The sequence below is a fragment of the uncultured Olsenella sp. genome, from assembly GCF_959602185.1.
Classification (GTDB): domain Bacteria; phylum Actinomycetota; class Coriobacteriia; order Coriobacteriales; family Atopobiaceae; genus Olsenella_I; species Olsenella_I phocaeensis.
The window spans coordinates 1-15,697 of the sequence record NZ_CAUGRZ010000009.1 but is presented as its reverse complement, the minus strand read 5'-3'; the positions used below and the strand labels follow the sequence as shown (position 1 = coordinate 15,697).

The 15,697-nt window shown below is 66.2% G+C and carries 11 protein-coding genes; 5 read left to right on the top strand and 6 right to left on the bottom strand.

Features of this window, described 5'->3' with window-relative positions:
* Positions 1 to 9 precede the first annotated feature (9 nt).
* The 5 genes from Q5923_RS07115 to ssnA all read right to left on the bottom strand — a co-directional run bounded on the left by Q5923_RS07115 (position 10) and on the right by ssnA (position 9,421).
* Positions 10 to 1,521 (bottom strand): ABC transporter ATP-binding protein, encoded by a 1,512-nt coding sequence (locus Q5923_RS07115; RefSeq protein ID WP_072499783.1) that lies wholly within the window; start codon positions 1,519 to 1,521, stop codon positions 10 to 12.
* A gap of 110 nt (positions 1,522 to 1,631) precedes the next feature.
* Positions 1,632 to 4,403: a selenium-dependent xanthine dehydrogenase gene (gene xdh, locus Q5923_RS07110; RefSeq protein ID WP_303133108.1), complete on the bottom strand. Its 2,772-nt coding sequence runs from the start codon at positions 4,401 to 4,403 to the stop codon at positions 1,632 to 1,634.
* 12 nt (positions 4,404 to 4,415) lie between these two features.
* Positions 4,416 to 4,883, bottom strand: coding sequence for a 4Fe-4S binding protein (locus Q5923_RS07105; RefSeq protein ID WP_072499781.1), 468 nt, complete (start codon positions 4,881 to 4,883; stop codon positions 4,416 to 4,418).
* Positions 4,884 to 4,988: 105 nt separating this feature from the next.
* Positions 4,989 to 7,985, bottom strand: coding sequence for a putative selenate reductase subunit YgfK (gene ygfK, locus Q5923_RS07100; RefSeq protein WP_303133106.1), 2,997 nt, complete (start codon positions 7,983 to 7,985; stop codon positions 4,989 to 4,991).
* An 80-nt stretch (positions 7,986 to 8,065) separates the two neighbouring features.
* Positions 8,066 to 9,421: a putative aminohydrolase SsnA gene (gene ssnA, locus Q5923_RS07095; protein WP_303133104.1), complete on the bottom strand. Its 1,356-nt coding sequence runs from the start codon at positions 9,419 to 9,421 to the stop codon at positions 8,066 to 8,068.
* Positions 9,422 to 9,875: 454 nt separating this feature from the next.
* Here ssnA and Q5923_RS07090 point away from each other — a divergent pair, with 454 nt between their 5' ends.
* Together Q5923_RS07090 and Q5923_RS07085 are read left to right on the top strand one after the other, a co-directional pair.
* Positions 9,876 to 10,526, top strand: coding sequence for a transcriptional regulator (locus Q5923_RS07090; protein ID WP_303133102.1), 651 nt, complete (start codon positions 9,876 to 9,878; stop codon positions 10,524 to 10,526).
* Positions 10,527 to 10,565: 39 nt separating this feature from the next.
* Positions 10,566 to 11,951 carry a M20 family metallopeptidase gene (locus tag Q5923_RS07085; protein ID WP_303133101.1) on the top strand — a complete coding sequence of 462 codons (1,386 nt, stop codon included), beginning with the start codon at positions 10,566 to 10,568 and terminating at the stop codon, positions 11,949 to 11,951.
* Between the two features lie 313 nt (positions 11,952 to 12,264).
* Here the strand turns inward: Q5923_RS07085 and Q5923_RS07080 are convergent, their stop codons facing one another.
* The gene (locus Q5923_RS07080) at positions 12,265 to 13,056 is read right to left on the bottom strand and encodes a hypothetical protein (protein ID WP_303133099.1); all 792 of its coding nucleotides are present in this window, start codon (positions 13,054 to 13,056) and stop codon (positions 12,265 to 12,267) included.
* Between the two features lie 827 nt (positions 13,057 to 13,883).
* Here Q5923_RS07080 and Q5923_RS07075 point away from each other — a divergent pair.
* The 3 genes from Q5923_RS07075 to Q5923_RS07065 form a co-directional block, all read left to right on the top strand.
* Positions 13,884 to 14,345, top strand: a complete 462-nt coding sequence (locus tag Q5923_RS07075) for a LytTR family DNA-binding domain-containing protein (protein ID WP_072499779.1) — start codon at positions 13,884 to 13,886, stop codon at positions 14,343 to 14,345.
* Between the two features lie 29 nt (positions 14,346 to 14,374).
* Positions 14,375 to 14,875, top strand: coding sequence for a hypothetical protein (locus tag Q5923_RS07070; protein ID WP_072499778.1), 501 nt, complete (start codon positions 14,375 to 14,377; stop codon positions 14,873 to 14,875).
* Between the two features lie 572 nt (positions 14,876 to 15,447).
* Positions 15,448 to 15,697 (top strand): hypothetical protein (locus Q5923_RS07065; RefSeq protein ID WP_303133096.1); only part of this gene is annotated, 250 nt, incomplete at its 3' end.

The window sequence follows — 15,697 nt, the reverse complement described above, 5'->3', positions numbered from 1 at the left end:
TCCTCCCTCCTACTTTCCTGCCATGGCGAGCGAGATCTCCTTGATGGGGGGATTCGCGCCGGGGTACGTTCCCATGATCTGGCCCTCGAAGAGGACGACGATGCGGTCCGAGAGCTTCAGGACCTCGTCGAAGTCAGCCGAGATGAGCAGCACCGAGCAGCCGGCGTCGCGCTGCGCCACGATCTGGTCGTGGACGAAGCCGGTGGCGCCGATGTCCAGGCCGCGCGTGGGATAGACGGCCACGAGGAGCTTGGGGTGGCTGTCGAGCTCGCGCGCGAGGATGACCTTCTGCTGGTTGCCGCCCGAGAGGCTGCGGGCCGTCTGGCTGACGGAGGTGCAGCGGATGTCGTTCTCCTCGCGCAGCTGCTCGGCGAACTCCTGGATGGCGTCCATCTTGAGCCAGGCGCCGTGCCCCGCGGAGAAGCGCTCGGTGTTGGTCTGCTTGAGGACCAGGTTCTCGGCGATCGTCATGTCGCCGACGAGGCCCATCTTGTTGCGGTCCTCGGGGATGTTGCCGAAGCCGGCGTCGATGAAGGCCTGGGGCGAGAAGAGCGCGATGCTCGAGCCGTCGGGGCCGACGACCTCGCCGGACTCGGGGGCGATGAGGCCGGTCACGACCTCGGCGAGGGCACCCTGCCCGTTGCCGTCGATGCCCGCGACGCCCAGGATCTCTCCCTTGTGGAGGGTGAGGGTGACGTCCTTCAGGCCGCCGTGCTTGACCTCGGGATGGTAGGACACGTTGGTGAGCGTGAGCATGGGCTGGTCGGTCGCGTCCACCTTCTGGTAGGTGCTCTCGGTGAACTTCTGGCCGATCATGAGGTCGGCGAGCTCCTGCTCGGTGGTCTTGGAGACCTCGACCGTGTCGATGCACTCGCCGCGGCGCAGGACCGTAACGCGGTCGGAGATGTGCATGACCTCGCGCATCTTGTGCGAGATGAAGATGATCGACTTACCCTCGTCGGTCAGGGAGTTCATAATGTCGAAGAGGCCCTGGACCTCGAGGTCGGTGAGGACGGCGGTGGGCTCGTCGAGGATGAGCAGGTCGGCTCCGCGGAAGAGGACCTTCAGGATCTCGACGCGCTGCTGCATGCCGATGGACATGTCGCCCACGCGCTGGTCGAGGTCGACCTCCAGGCCGTAGCGCTGCATGAGCCCCTCGATGGTCTTGCGGTCGTCGGCCTTCTGGAGCAGGGGCGTGTTGTGGCGCTTGTCGCCCAGGATGATGTTCTCGAGGCCGCTCATGTCCTCCACCAGCATGAAGTGCTGGTGCACCATGCCGATGCCGTGCGCGACGGCATCGCGCGGGGAGTCGATGTGGACCTCCTCGCCCCTCATGTAGATCTTGCCCGCAGACGGCGTGTACAGGCCTATCAGGCAGTTCATGAGCGTCGACTTGCCCGCTCCGTTCTCGCCCAACAGGGTGTGCACCTCGCCCTCTTGTATGGAGAGGGTGACGTTGCGGTTCGCGTAGAACGAGCCGAAGCGCTTGTCGACGCCCTCCATCCTCAAGAGCTCTCCCATGTCACGACCACCTCTTTCGCAGCTCTTCCGGTCTCACGTTTCGGGGTGTTGCATTGCCCAGGAGCCCCCGGCACGGCGGCAGGAGGCCCCTGAATATCCTAGGGATCGGCCTACCCGCGCGGCCTCCTCTCGTAGGGCGTGCCGACGAGCGGCAGCTTGGTCTGGAGCCTGCCGCTGACGCGACGATACGCGTTCTGCACCGCAGGCGCGGTGGGGATGGTCGCGATCTCCCCGATGCCCTTGCCGCCGTAGGCCACGGGCAGGAGCTCGTCCTTCTCCACGTAGATGGCGTGGATGTCGGGAATCTGGCTGGCACGCAGGAGGCCAAGGGTCCCGTAGCGCGCGGTGGGCACGCAGTCCTTGAGCGGGAAGTCCTCGGTGAGGGCATAGCCCATGCCCATGAGCACGCCACCCTCGATCTGGCCCTGGATGGCGATGGGGTTGACAACCTTGCCGGAGTCGTGCGCGGCGTAGATCTGGGAGACCTTGCCCTTCTTGTCCAGGATCACCAGGTGCGTGGCAAAGCCGTAGCACACGTGGCTCTTGGGGTTGGGCTTGTCCGCCCCCAGCTTGTCGGTGGGCTCGAAGTAGACGTAGCTGAACTCGCAGCCCTCGAGCGCCGCCAGCGCGGAAGCGGGGTCATTGGCGTGGCGTCCGCCGCCGGCCTTGAGCTCGCAGGCATGGACGTCGTAGCTCCTGCCGTCCTCGTACTCGACCTTGACGCCGTCACCCCTGGCGCGAACGGGTCCCTGGGGCACGCCCTCCCCCGCCTCGTACGCGAGCATCGCGTCGCGGAGCAGGAAGGCGGCACCGCGCACGGACTCGCCGGTGATGACGGTCTGGCGCGAGCCGGAGGTGGTACCGGAGTCGGGCGCCGCCTCGGTGGAGCACTCGCCGTTGCGGATGAGGGCGCGCGGCAGGCCGCTGGCCTCCGCCACGTCCTGGAGGAAGACGGTGTTGCAGCCCTGGCCGATGTCGGAGGTCGCGGAATAGACCATCGCCTTGCCGCCATCGACCACGATCTTGCAGCGCCCGGCGTCAGGCAGGCCCACGCCCACGCCCGCGTTCTTCATGGCGCAGGCGAGGCCGCAGTGGTCGGCGTTGGCGTCATAGGCGTCCTTCACCGCCAGGAGGGTCTCCTTGAGCGCGGTGGAGCAGTCGGCGATCTGGCCGTTGGGCAGGACCTCGCCGGGCTCGATCGCGTTCTTGTAGCGCATCTCCCAAGGAGAGATGCCCACCTCGTCGGCAAGCACGTCGATGAGGCACTCGAGGGCGAACTGGCTCTGGCACACGCCGAAGCCGCGGAAGGCGCCCGCGGGCGGGTTGTTGGTGTAGTAGCCGTACCCACGTATGTCGGTGTTCTGGTACTTGTAGGGACCGACCGAATGGGTGCAGGCGCGCTCGAGGACGGGGCCGCAGAGGCTCGCGTAGGCACCGGTGTCGAAGTTGATCTCGCAGTCCAGAGCGGTGAGGTTGCCCTCCTCGTCGCAACCCAGGGTGAAGGTGCCCTGCATGGCGTGGCGCTTGGGATGGAAGTCGATGGACTCCTTGCGCGTGAAGCGGCACTTCACCGTGCGCCCGAAGTGCAGGGCGGCGAGGGCGGCGAGGTGCTGGGCGCTCACGTCCTCCTTGCCGCCGAAGCCGCCGCCGACCAGCATGGTCTGGACGACGACGCGCTCGGGCGTCTCGTCCCAGCCAAACATGTGGGCGACTTCCTTGCGCGTGTCGTAGGCGCCCTGGTCGGTGCTCTGGACCTTGACGCCGTCCTTGTAGGGGAAGGCCACGGCGCACTCGGGCTCCAGGAAGGCATGCTCGGTGAAGGGCGTCTCGAAGGTCTTGGTCACCACGTGGGCGGACTTGGCGAGCGCCTCCTTGGCGTTGCCGCGGGTCACGTGGCGGCTCTGGCAGACGTTGTCGTGGAGCTCGACGACGTTGCCGAAGGCAAGGAAGCTGTCGTGGATGATGGGGGCACCCTCGGCCTTCGCCTCCTCGATGTTGCGGACGGGCGCGAGCTCCTCGTAGGTCACCTTGACGAGCCTCTTGGCCTTTGCCAGGGTCTTCTCGTCCTCGGCAACCACCAGGCAGATGGCATCTCCCACGAAGCGGGTGACGTCGCCCTCGGCGATCATCACGTCCCAGTCCTGGATGAGGTGGCCCACCTGGTTGACGGGCACGTCCTTGGCGGTGAGCACGCCCAGGACGCCAGGCAGGGCCTCGGCCTTGGAGCTGTCTATGGAGAGCACGCGGGCACGCGGGTACTTCGAGCGCACCGCCGAGGCGTAGGCCATGTCGGGGTAGTCGGTCTCGTTGAGGTCGTCGGGATACACGCCGTAGCCCAGGACCTTGCGGCGCACGTCCACGCGGAAGGCGCGCTTGCCCACGCCGTAGTCGTCGCCTCTCTCGAGCTCGGGGTCGATCTGCCTCTCTCCCCTGAGGATCTGGGCGGCGAGCAGGATGCCCTCGATGATCTTCTTGTAGCCGGTGCAGCGGCAGACGTTGCCCTTTATCGCGACCTTGACGTCGTCCTCGGTGGGATTGGGGTTGGCCCTCAGGAGGGCTGCCCCGCTCATCACCATGCCGGGGATGCAGAAGCCGCACTGCACGGCCCCCACGGCGCCGAAGGCATAGACGAAGGCCTCCTTCTCCTCCTCGCCAAGGCCCTCCACGGTGAGGATCTGCTTGCCCTGGGCAAGCTTGGTGGTGATGACACAGCCCTTGGTGGCAATCCCGTCGATGACGACGGTGCAGGTGCCGCAGGCGCCCTCGGAGCAGCCGTCCTTCACGGAGGTGAGGTGGAGCTCGTCGCGCAGGAAGCGCAGGAGCGATACGTTCTCGTCCGTCGAGATCTCTTCGCCGTTGACGGAGAAGCTGTACTTTCCCATGTCCCCTCCCCTCTAGAAGCCCTTGGCCAGGATGCCGTTGGCGTCACGGATGACGCCGCGCGGGCACTTGGTCGCGCACATGCCACAGGCGATGCAGAGCTCGACGTCCGTCACCGCCAGGTTGTCCGTCACGTGGATGGCATCCGCCGGGCAGGCTCGCTCGCAGGCGCCGCAGGCGATGCAGCTCGAGTCGCAGAGCTTGCGTGCGACCGAGCCCGGGTCCGGATTGGAGCAGAGCGGCAGGATTGTCGCCTCGCGGGGGACTATCTCGATGATCCCCTGCGGGCAGGCCCTCGCACAGAGGCCGCAGCCTATGCAGGCCTCGCGCCTCACCTGCGCGGTGTTGTTCTCGTTGAGGCCGATCGCGTCGACCTTGCAGGCGGCGACGCACGCGCCGCAGCCGACGCAGCCGTAGTTGCAGTACCTGCTGGCTCCCCCCCAGCAATGTACGACGGCTACCTTGTCCCTTCTCTTGGCCATATTGAGCCTATCCCCCCGGAATGAGCGCCGGGAGGTGGCACGCCGAAGCGCGCCACCTCCGGCCCTCGGTTTGTGTTTGAGGCTGTGGCACAGCGCCTCGCGAGGCTAGCCGATCATGAGGTAGGCATAGTCGCTTTGCACGGCAGCGATGGTGGCGCGCACCGACTCGGGCAGTCCGCAGTCCTTGTCATTCGCATCGTATACCTTGGTGCCTCCGTCAAGCCTGACGAGCATGCCGCCGTCGACGGGAAGGAAGCCCTCGTTGGTGCTGTTGTCGAAGTCCTCCTTGCTCCAGAAGAGGGTGAGCTTGTCCTTGTAGGGACGGCCGCCCTGGTAGGGGCAGAAGACGGCGCAGTTGCCGCACTCGTTGCACATGCCGTCGACGTGCACGATCTGGCGCTGGCGCATGCCGGGCACGCGAATCGCGACGTTGGCGCGGTTGGGGCAGACCTCGACGCAGGTCTCGCAGACGGTGGCGCAGCCCAGGCAGCGGGTCCTGTCGCAGCCCTTGACGTCCAGACAGAGGTCGCCGCGCTTGGCGAGCGGGGCGTCGTAGTCGGCCTTGACGTTGGACTCGACCTTGCCGTTGAAGTCCGCGCCCGAGATGGCGACGGTCACCATGGCGGCGTCCGCAATGCCCTCGACCACGGTGGCAGGCCCGCGGCGGGCGTCACCGATGGCATAGACGTGGGGCAGGTTGGTCTTGTAGCTGGCGTCGACCACGGGGCGTCCCTTGCGGTCGACCTCGATGCCGGAGGCCTCGAAGAGCGTGCCCTCGACGTTCTCACCCACCGCGGCGATGACGGTGGTGGCGGGAATGGTCGTGGTCTTGCCGGTGGAGACGGGCGAGCGGCGGCCAGACTCGTCGGGAGCGCCAAGCTCCATGACCTCGCAGGTCAGGACGCCGTCGGCAAGCGTGTCGGGCGAGAGGAGCTCCATGAACTCGACCCCGTCCTCGAGCGCGAGCGCGAGCTCCTCCTCGTCGGCGGGCATGTAGCGGCGGGTGCGGCGGTAGACCAGGCGGACGTTCTCGACGCCCTTGATGCGCTTGGCGGCACGTGCCACGTCCATGGCGGTGTTACCGGCACCGATGACCACGACGTCGCTGCCGAGCTCGAGGGAGTCGGGGTCACCCTTGGCGGCCACGAGGAAGTCGATGGCGTCCATCTCGGCGCCGGACTTGAGGGTGGCGCGACCAGGCGCCCAGGCGCCGATGGCGATGACGACGTCGGTGTAGCCCTGCTTCAGGAGCTCGTCGACCGACTTGACCTCGACGCCGCACTCGAATTTGGCGCCGTAGGCGCTGCAGAGCTCGATGTCGCGGTCGATAGCCTCGCCCGAGATGCGGAACTCGGGGATGGCATGACGGACGATGCCGCCCAGCTTCTGGGTGCGCTCGATCACGGTCACGTCGACGCCGGCGCGGGAGAGGAAGGACGCGGCGGAGAGGCCGGCAGGACCTCCGCCGATGACGGCGACCTTCTTGCCCTTGACCTCGGCCCTGCGGGCGAGCGTGGGCAGGACCTTCTCGCTTGCCGCCTCGGCGGCCTTGAGCTTTGCCTCGCGGATGTGGACGTGCTCCTCGTAGTAGTTGCGCATGCAGCCGTCGCCGCAGTGGTGCGGGCAGATGGTGCCGGTCACGAAGGGCAGGGCGTTGCGCTCGAGGATGACGTTGAGGGCGTCCTCGTAGCGGCCCTCGTCCACGGCCATGAGGTAGCCGGGGATGTCCTGGTGGATGGGGCAGTCGTGGCGGCAGGGCGCCGTGAAGCAGTCCATGAGGGGAAGCTTCGCCGCGACGTGGCGCTCGGGCAGGGGCTTGATGGGCTTGCGGTAGGCGTCACCCCTCACGGCCTCGCCCACCATGCCGCGGACGGCCTTGGCGTCAACGCCGTCGAAGGCCTTGGCCTCGACGGACTCGAGGACGCGCACGATCTGGCCGAAGCGCTGGTAGCCACCGGGCTTGAGGATGGTGGTCGCCACGGTGACGGGCCAGATGCCAGCCGAGACGAGTCCGGCCACGTTGTTGGCGTCGGCACCGCCGGAGTACGAGATGCGCAGCTTGCCGTCGAACTGCTCGGACAGCCGGGCGGCCAGGGTGAGGGAGAGCGGGTACAGCGAGCGGCCCGACATGTACATCTCCTCGCTGGGCAGCTCGTTGCGGGTCACGTCGACGGGGAAGGTGTTGGTCAGCTTGACGCCGAACTCCAGGCCCCTCTCCTTGCCCAGCGCGATGAGGCGCTCGAGCATGGGGACGGCGTCCTCCCACTGGAGGTCCTCCAGGAAGTGGTGGTCGTCGAAGGCGACGTAGTCGAAGCCCAGGGAGTCCAGGGTGGTGCGGGCGTACTCGTAGCCCAGGAGCGTGGGGTTGCACTTTACGAAGGTGTTGAGGCCCTTCTCGCACATGAGGTAGGTGGCGATGCGCTCGATCTCTGCGGGAGGGCAGCCGTGCAGCGTGGACTCGGTGATGGAGCGCGAGACCTGCGGGGTGATGGAGTCGACGAAGGCCTCGTCCACGTGCTCGAAGCGGTCGAGGTTCGCCTTCGCCCAGGCGATGGCCTCGGTGAAGGCCGGCGTGGCGGAGGCGTCCTTCATGTCGTTGATGTACTTGTCGACCTTGGGGCTCTTGATGCCCTCGAGGTCGTAGCCCACTGACATGTTGAACACGAAGCCGTCGGCAGATCCCAGGTCAAGCTCGCGGGAGAGCAGCTTGCAGGCGACCCACGCCTTGACGTACTCGTCGAAGGCCTGGGGGACGGTCAGCTCGGTGGACCACTCGCAGTTGTAGCCCTCGTCACCTGCCAGGATGCAGGGCTTGTTGACGCAGGCCGAGAGTTCCTCGCCGTCCATGACCTGGACGGTCTTGAGCTCGAAGAAGCGGGCACCGGTCACGTAGCTCGCGACGATGTTCTGGGCGAGCTGGGAGTTGGGGCCAGCCGCAGGGCCGACGGGCGTCTCGATGCTCTCGCCGAAGATGTGGCGGGTGCCCTTCCCGTCACCCTTGGCGAAGCGGGTAATGCCGAAGATGCTGCCCTGCGTGTGGTACTCGTCCAGGATCCAGCCCATGAGGGCGTCGAACGGAATGGGGCGCATGATGTCGCTCATATTGGTCCTCTCCTAAAAACCAAAGGCGGATTATGTCCCCCGCATTTATTGCGTCCGCGGGCGACGCAAGTGCATGCGACTTAGTACTCGCGGCCGTTGAGCTCCCCCCAGAGCTGCTTGGAGGCGGCGAGGATGCGGGCGTTGATGGCCTCCTCGTCCAGGTCGACGAACTCGCGGTCCTTGTAGAGGACGCGACCGTTGATGATGGTCGTGCGGCAGGCCTTGCCCTCGAAGCCGAAGAGGATGTGGCCGTCGATGTTCTCGTCCGAGAAGGGCGTGAAGGGCTTGTAGTCGAAGATCGCGATGTCGGCCGCGGCGCCGGGGGCCAGGATGCCGAGGGGCTTGCCCTGGGGCTTGGCCGAGAAGTACTTCTCGGCGATGGTGCGGTTGTTCTTGAACAGCATGGCCATGTCCTCGCCCCAGGCGACGTTGGGCATGCAGCTGTTGTGGCGCTGGATCATGATGAAGGTCTTCAGGCTCTCCAGCACGTCATGGGTGTAGGCGTCGGTGCCCATGCCCACGGTGATGCCGCGCTTGAAGAACTCGAGCACGGGGGCGCAGCCCACGGCGTTGTTCATGTTGGAGCCGGGGTTGTTCACGATCATGGTCTTGGTCTCGGCGATCACGTCCATGTCGGCGGGCGTGATGTGGATGCAGTGGCCCAGCATGGTCTTCTCGCCCAGGAGGCCGTGGTCGAGGAGGCGGTGCACGGCGGTGCAGCCGTGGTTGCCCAGGCTGTCATAGACGTCGTTCATTCCCTCGCAGACGTGGATGTGGAAGCCGGTGAGGCCGTCGTTGGCCTCGACCATCTTGTCGAGGGTCTTGTCCGAGAGCGTGAACAGGGCATGCCCGCCGAACATGGCGGCGATCATGTCGGAGTCCTGCCCGGCGGCCCAGCGCGCGAACTCGGCGTTCTCGGCGATGGCCTGGTCGCACTTCTCCTCGCCGTCGCGGTCGGAGGTCTCGTAGCAGAGGCAGGCGCGCATGCCTGTCTCCTCCGCGACGTCCTTGATCGCGAAGAGCGACCCGGGAATCTCGAGGAAGCTGGCGTGGTGGTCGAAGATGGTGGTCACGCCGTCGCGGATGCAGTCCAGGATGGTCGCGTACGCGGAGGCGCGGGTGCCCTCCATGTTGAGGTTGCGATCGATCTTCCACCACTGCTGCTCGAGGTTCTCGAGGAAGTTGGTTGGGTTGCAGCCCTTGATGGCCAGGCCGCGGGCGAGGCCGGAATAGATGTGGGTGTGGGCGTTGATGAGTCCCGGCATGATCACCGCGCCACGCGCGTCGAGGAACTCTGCGTCGGGGTACTTGCCCTCGAGCGCGGACCTGTCGCCGACCTCCACGATCTTGGTGCCGTCGACGACGACCGCGCCGTCCTCGAAGTACGGATGCGCCTCGTCACGAGTGATGACCCTACCATTTGCTACGAGCAGCATGAGACCCCTCCCCCTGCTGAGCGCCGCAGATCAGCTACGGCCGGATACTTGTGAGGCGTGGTCCTCTCTTACCACGTCTATATCTGAAAAAATGATAGGTGGAAAAAAGAAAAGTAAGAATCAGTGATGTCGTAGGCGGTCGATATACCACCATCGGCGCGTTGTATTTTTAAATAAATAACGTTTTGCGCATGCGAGAGTGACGTCGCACGACGCGATGTGGCCCTATGCAGGCAGGGACCTCCTCGCCCCGGCTGGGACCCCTCCCCGAAAATTCCTAACAATTTGTAAGCTCCATCTATTGAGCACGGCGTGATTCGATATACCATTCGGCTGCCAGACCCGCTCGCGACGCAGGTCGCCAAAGGTCGGCTCTCATAACTCTTTGACAGGCATCCCTGCGACCTCGCAGGGTCGGCGCCCAGCTCGCGGGCGACGTCAACGGGAGGTTCCCATGCGTGCACAGGACATCGAGTTCTGCCGCTCCCTCGCACATGGCATCGCGGCCCAGTTCGGACCGGGCTGCGAGGTGGTCATCCACGACCTCTCGGCCGACAACCCCTCGAGCACCATCGTCGCCATCGAGAACGGCCATGTGTCGGGCCGTGCGGTGGGAGACGGCCCCTCGCATGTCGTGCTCGAGGCACTGCACGACCGCCGCAACCCCGTCGAGGACCGGCTCGCCTACCTCACCAAGACCGAGGACGGCAAGATCCTGAAGTCGTCCACCATCTTCCTGCGCGGCGAGGACGGCGAGGTGGACGGCATCTTTGCCATCAACTACGACATCACCATGCTCCTTGCCGCACGTCACGAGCTGGAGTCGCTCACCGCCGTCGCCGCGCAGGGTGCGGCAGACCCCGAGCCCATCCCCCAGAGCGTGACCGAGCTCCTGGACGAGCTCATCGAGCAGAGCGTGCGGGTCGTGGGCAAGCCCGTCACCCTCATGACCAAGGAGGACAAGGTCAAGGCAATCGGCTTCCTCAACGACTCCGGCGCCTTCCTGGTCACCAAGTCGGGCCAGAAGGTCTGCAACTACTTCGGCATCTCGAAGTACACCCTGTACAGCTACATGGACGAGGCCAAGGCCCAGGCGCAGGGGTAGCCCGGGCTCGAGGCGATCGCCTTCCGGGAGGTGGGCCGCATGGCTCGGGACGTCATGGTTGGAGAAGACAAGGGAGACTTGCTGGCGCAGGTCGCCGGCGCTGGCGCTTATGCGGATGCCAACGCCAGCGCGGACAAGGACACGGACCGCGGCACGAACGACGTGGTCGGGCTCACCCAGGCGCTCGTGAGGATCGACAGCAGCGACCCTAGCGCCTTCGAGGGCGAGATCGCGGGCTTCGTACGCGGCTGGCTCGAAAGTCGCATCGGACGGGCGCGCGAGCTTGCCGGCAAGGGCGGGCGCGAGGCACTGGGCCACGTCTTCCTCGAAGAGCTCGAGGCGCTTCCCGGCCGGCCCTGCCTGAGGGCCGTGATTCCCGCCGCGGGTGAGCATGATGCCACGGGCACGGAGGTGACGGGGCTCTCGCCTGATGACGAGGCCACGACCGAAGGCCTGCCGGGGCTCGTCTACTGCTGTCACCAGGACACCGTCGTCCTGGGGGATGGCTGGGACGACGAGACCCCCGCCCTGGGGGCGAGGGTACTTGACGGGCGGCTCTATGGCCGCGGCTCCTGTGACATGAAGGGCGGCCTTGCCTGCGCGATGCTTGCCTTTGGGAGCGCCCTCGACGAGGTCGCGCTGAGGGGACGCCTCCCCCGCCGCCGCATGACGCTGCTCTGCACGGTTGATGAGGAGGACTTCATGCGCGGCATCGAGGCCGCGATCGCCACCGGATGGGTGGGTAGTACCGACTGGGTGCTGGACACGGAGCCCACGGGCGGCAAGGCGCGCATGGCACACAAGGGTCGCAGCTGGTTCGAGCTCGAGCTGCGCGGTGTCACCGCACACGCGAGCACGCCCTGGCGCGGGGCGGACGCCGTCGCCGCTGCCGCCGAGGCGGTCGTGCGCATACGCTCGGCCGTAGCGGCGCTGGAGAGGCATCCCGACCTCGGCGCTTCCACCGTGACCTTCGGACAGATAGAGGGTGGTTACCGGCCCTACGTGGTACCCGACGACTGCCATGTGTGGATTGACATGCGGCTCGTGCCTCCTGCGGGCACCGACTCTGCCAGTGGCATCGTGACGGACGCCCTTCGTGCGGCCGAGAGGGCCGTGCCAGGCTGTGTCGGCAGCTACGAGGTGACTGGGGACCGCCCTCCCATCGAGGCGAACCCCCAGTCCGGACTGCTCGCGCTCCTGCAGGAGGCTTCCGCCGAGGTCACGGGGGCCAAGGCAGGCATCGACGTGTTCACCGGTTACACCGATGGCGCCGTCGTGGCGGGGACCTGCGGGAACCGCGAGTGCGTCTCGTACGGGCCGGGCGAGCTCGAGATGGCGCACAAGCCCAACGAGTACGTGCCGTTGGCGGACCTCGAGCGCGTGCGCGCGGTGCTCTGCGAGCTTGCCAGGCGGGCGCTCTGGTAGCTGCGCGCCTGCGTCGACGAATCCCGCCGCCGCAAGCCCGAAGTGGGTGGCTGAGCTGCCGCATACCGCCACAGGTGAGAAGTGGGTGACCATGGGGCCACCTCGCACGCGAAGTAGGTGCTTCTCTCGCCTGAGAGCCGCATGCAACCACCCACTTCGACCCTCTCGCGCGCCGACGCCGATGTGGGTGGGCGATATGCCGCCGCAAGCCCGAAGTGGGTGGTTCTCTCGCCTTTTCCCGCGTTCCAACCACCCACTTCGAATGTCTTGCGCACCGGGGACGATGTGGGTCCCGTTGCCTTGCAAAACGACGCTAGAAGTGCCTCCTGCGCACGTCGGCGAGAAGCGCGTGCAATTCGCGCTGACGAGCCCTCGTCGAGTCCCCGCACGGCCTATGCCGAAGCCCCAACTGCGTCTCGAGGCCCCACACCAAATCGTCGAAGCGTGCGAGCGAGGCAACCTGGCCGTAGGTTATCGAGTTGACACGCAGTCCCATGGAACGCAGCGCGTTGGCTCGTGCCTGCGTGTTGTCATACTCCTCCCTGCCCCCGTGGTGCTCGAAGCTATCGAACTCCAGGCACAACCCCTGATGCTCGAAGAGCAGGTCGACGTAGACGCGTGAGCGCTGCGCCAGCCCGCGCAGGTGCTCGTCTGGCAGCTCGATGCGTCGATTGACGACAAACGGTGGGAAGCCCCTCCCGCCCAGGCGCTTGGGCATTCCCAGCTCCATGGCAAGGAGCGTCTCCATGGGCGACGCCGACCCGTCCATCACCCAGCGCAGCGCCGAGCGAGCCTTCGCGACGCCCCGCACCCCAGCGCAACGGTCAAGATAGCCGGCGATGCGAGCGACGCTCGTCAGGGGAGGCCGGCTTCCCGCGAGCGTCCTGCCATCGGGCCCAAAGGCGTAGGTGCCACAGAGTTCGAACCCAAGCTCGACCACTTCCCCTAGAACGTCAAGCGACTCCGCCATCTGTAGAAAGCAAAGCTCCGGCGAGGCGACGAGGACGTCCGGAGAAAGCGCTACGAACGACCCCTCCGTCAGGCTTCTTTTGCAGAGGTGCATGCGCACGTCCGCACAGGGGTGACGCCCGTTGGACGAAGGCACGAGAATGTCGAGCTTTTGCCCGAGCGCGGCATGAAGTGGGTTGCGACCCCTGAGTGCCACTATTGCCCGTCTCACCTCGCGCGCCGACGCAGTCGCGTCTGCCAGGCTCACGTCACAGGCGATGGGCAGACCACCCCCGTCGTGGCGCCTCGTGAGCCAATACGCCCGGGAGCTGTTATGAGAAATGAACGTAAACATGTCGCGAAGGGTACCGTTCGAAACTCGCGCCAAACCCACTCTTGGCTGGCAGGCAGCTGCCGGAGAGTTCGTGCAGCTGCAAGACCCGCAGGTACATGAGGGTGAGAAGGGCGCAAGATCAGCGTTGCGGCCACCCGACGAGCCAAAGTGGCCTCAATAATCCACAAGGCGTCCTCAATTCGGCCGTTAACTTGCACGAAGCTGCCAAATCGGATTCAAAACAGGCAGTCTGCGCCCCGTGCAATCCGAAGGCGGTGCGCTCGATTCACCCGCCACTTATCACGAGCCGCGAGAGGAGTGATGTGGGTGGCTGGGTTGCCACCGCAGGCCCGAAGTGGGTGCTTCTCTCGCCTGAGAGCCGCATGCAACCACCCACTTCGACCCTCTCGCGCGCCGACGCCGATGTGGGTGGGCGATATGCCGCCGCAAGCCCGAAGTGGGTGGTTCTCTCGCCTTTTCCCGCGTTCCAACCACCCATTTCGACCCTCTCGCGCGCCAAGCGCATGCCATTGGACACCGGACGGGCAACACGCCCCCCGCTTCGTGCAACTTGGCTGCACCAACCATCCACCTCGCCGTCCATCCCATATGCTCGAGATGCGGCAAGGCTAGGACGACACGGAGGGGCGATGAACGTCAGACACATCGAGCGAGAGGGGCAGGACGAAATCGACGTTCTGGTGACGAGCGCACCAGGAGACCAGGACGCCGCCCAGCTGGTAGGCAGGCTCCAATCATTCGGACAGATGGTCGTGGGGTTCGAACCGGGTTCGATTGTTCGCAGGCCGATTCCGCTCGACGAGCTGTTGCTCATCGAGGTACGAGCCAACCTGGTCCTCGTTCGCACCACCGACGGCTCCGAGCTCGAAAGCCCCCTCAGGCTTTACGAGCTGGAGGAGGCCTTGCGGGGAAGCCCCGTCATCCGCGCGTCCAAGCAGGTGCTGGTCAACTTCGACAAGGTCGTCTCGATCAGGCCCGAGCTCAACCGCCGTCTCCTGCTTCGCCTGGAGGGTGGTACGGACGTCCTGGTGACGCGCACCTATGTACCGAACATAAAGAGGCTCCTAGGAAGCAATCCGCGTCGCAGCTAGCGAAGGGTCCAAAGAAAGGCAGGGGAACAATGGGCGAGAAGACACGTCACCATCACAAAGATGTCGGAATCTATGACGAGGAGTCCAAGCGGGGAATCTGGCACATGGCTCTCAGGGGGCTGGCGGCGGGCAGCATGGTGTCCGTGCTGATGCTGCTTGCGGCGTGCGGGACCGAAGCCATCGCGGGGCGTTGGAACCAAGGGTTGAGCTGGTGCGCCTCTGCCATCGCCGCAGGCTTGGCCGGCGGCATCCTGCAACAGCTGTGGTTTGGCTACTCCGTGCTCACCAAGCCCAGCTATCCCGTGCGCGTCGCGGGCTTCGGGCTCAGCTATTACCTCGTGCTGGCGGCGTGCTCCTTCCTTGGCGGGTGGTTCCCGACAGAGAACGCCGGCGCATGGGCGAGCTTCACGTTCCTCTACCTGGTCCTGCTCACGGCCATCACCGCAGGCTTCACGATCGCCTTCCGCGTCCAAGGGGCGTCATACACCCAACGTCTCGAGGCATACCGCAAGCGCAACTCCCGGGAGTAGACACTGCGACCTGTCACGAGAAGCGCGAAGTGGGTGGCTGGATTACCGTCGCGAATGCGAAGTGGGTGACTTGACTGCCACCGCAGGTGCGATGTGGGTGGTCCTCTCACCTGAGAGCCGCGCGCAACCACCCACTTCGGCCCTCTCGCGCGCCGAGGTCGACATGTGTGGTTGGAACGCCGCCGCAGAGCAAGATCCAAGCGAGAACAGCGTGCCGGCACAAGCCCGAGGAGGGGCCGAGCTACCGCTGCGACAAGTGCGGCTGGGTGCCAGAGGACCAGCCCAAGCCGCCCAAGTTCTGCCCTGAGTGCGGCGACGTGTTTGACGAGAACGACAAGGGGCAGGCGCTCCCCGCGCAGGCCTTGGTCCGGGGCCCGGGCCTGCGCGGGCCAACGGTCAGACGGTCTAGCCGGAAAAGACCGCATTTCTCGCAGAATGCTGTCTTTCCACCCTGCCAACAGGCCATTTGCCAAAAATGCCCGCATTCCGTGAGAAATGCGGGCAAGGGGGTGACGGGGGTGTGCGGACCAAATGTTGGACCGACGCTGGACGGCCCAACTCGGGAGGTTCGCATGCACGACAGGAAAACGGTCGCCCTCGCCCTCGAGGCAGTCTCGCTGGGGTTCGGCCTGAGCCAGGCCGCGGAGCTCTCCGGCGCGCGTCCGAGCGCCGTCCGGGGGTGGGCCCACGGCCACCTCCCGCACGGCGTCCTGGGGGGCCGGGCGGGCGGCGCGGCGCTACGGTCGTCGGCGGCGCGGGGGCGACGGGGGGAGGGGGCGCGAGGCGAGGGGCGTCTACGGCCCGCCCGGCTCCGGGCCGCCG

Excerpts from the sequence above, each read along its gene's own strand:
- Q5923_RS07070 (WP_072499778.1), top strand. The coding sequence starts at position 14,375 with ATGGGCGAGAAGACACGTCACCATCACAAAGATGTCGGAATCTATGAC.
- Q5923_RS07075 (WP_072499779.1), top strand. The coding sequence starts at position 13,884 with ATGAACGTCAGACACATCGAGCGAGAGGGGCAGGACGAAATCGACGTT.
- Q5923_RS07085 (WP_303133101.1), top strand. The coding sequence starts at position 10,566 with ATGGCTCGGGACGTCATGGTTGGAGAAGACAAGGGAGACTTGCTGGCG.
- Q5923_RS07105 (WP_072499781.1), bottom strand. The coding sequence starts at position 4,883 with ATGGCCAAGAGAAGGGACAAGGTAGCCGTCGTACATTGCTGGGGGGGA.
- ygfK (WP_303133106.1), bottom strand. The coding sequence starts at position 7,985 with ATGAGCGACATCATGCGCCCCATTCCGTTCGACGCCCTCATGGGCTGG.
- xdh (WP_303133108.1), bottom strand. The coding sequence starts at position 4,403 with ATGGGAAAGTACAGCTTCTCCGTCAACGGCGAAGAGATCTCGACGGAC.
- Q5923_RS07090 (WP_303133102.1), top strand. The coding sequence starts at position 9,876 with ATGCGTGCACAGGACATCGAGTTCTGCCGCTCCCTCGCACATGGCATC.
- Q5923_RS07115 (WP_072499783.1), bottom strand. The coding sequence starts at position 1,521 with ATGGGAGAGCTCTTGAGGATGGAGGGCGTCGACAAGCGCTTCGGCTCG.
- ssnA (WP_303133104.1), bottom strand. The coding sequence starts at position 9,421 with ATGCTGCTCGTAGCAAATGGTAGGGTCATCACTCGTGACGAGGCGCAT.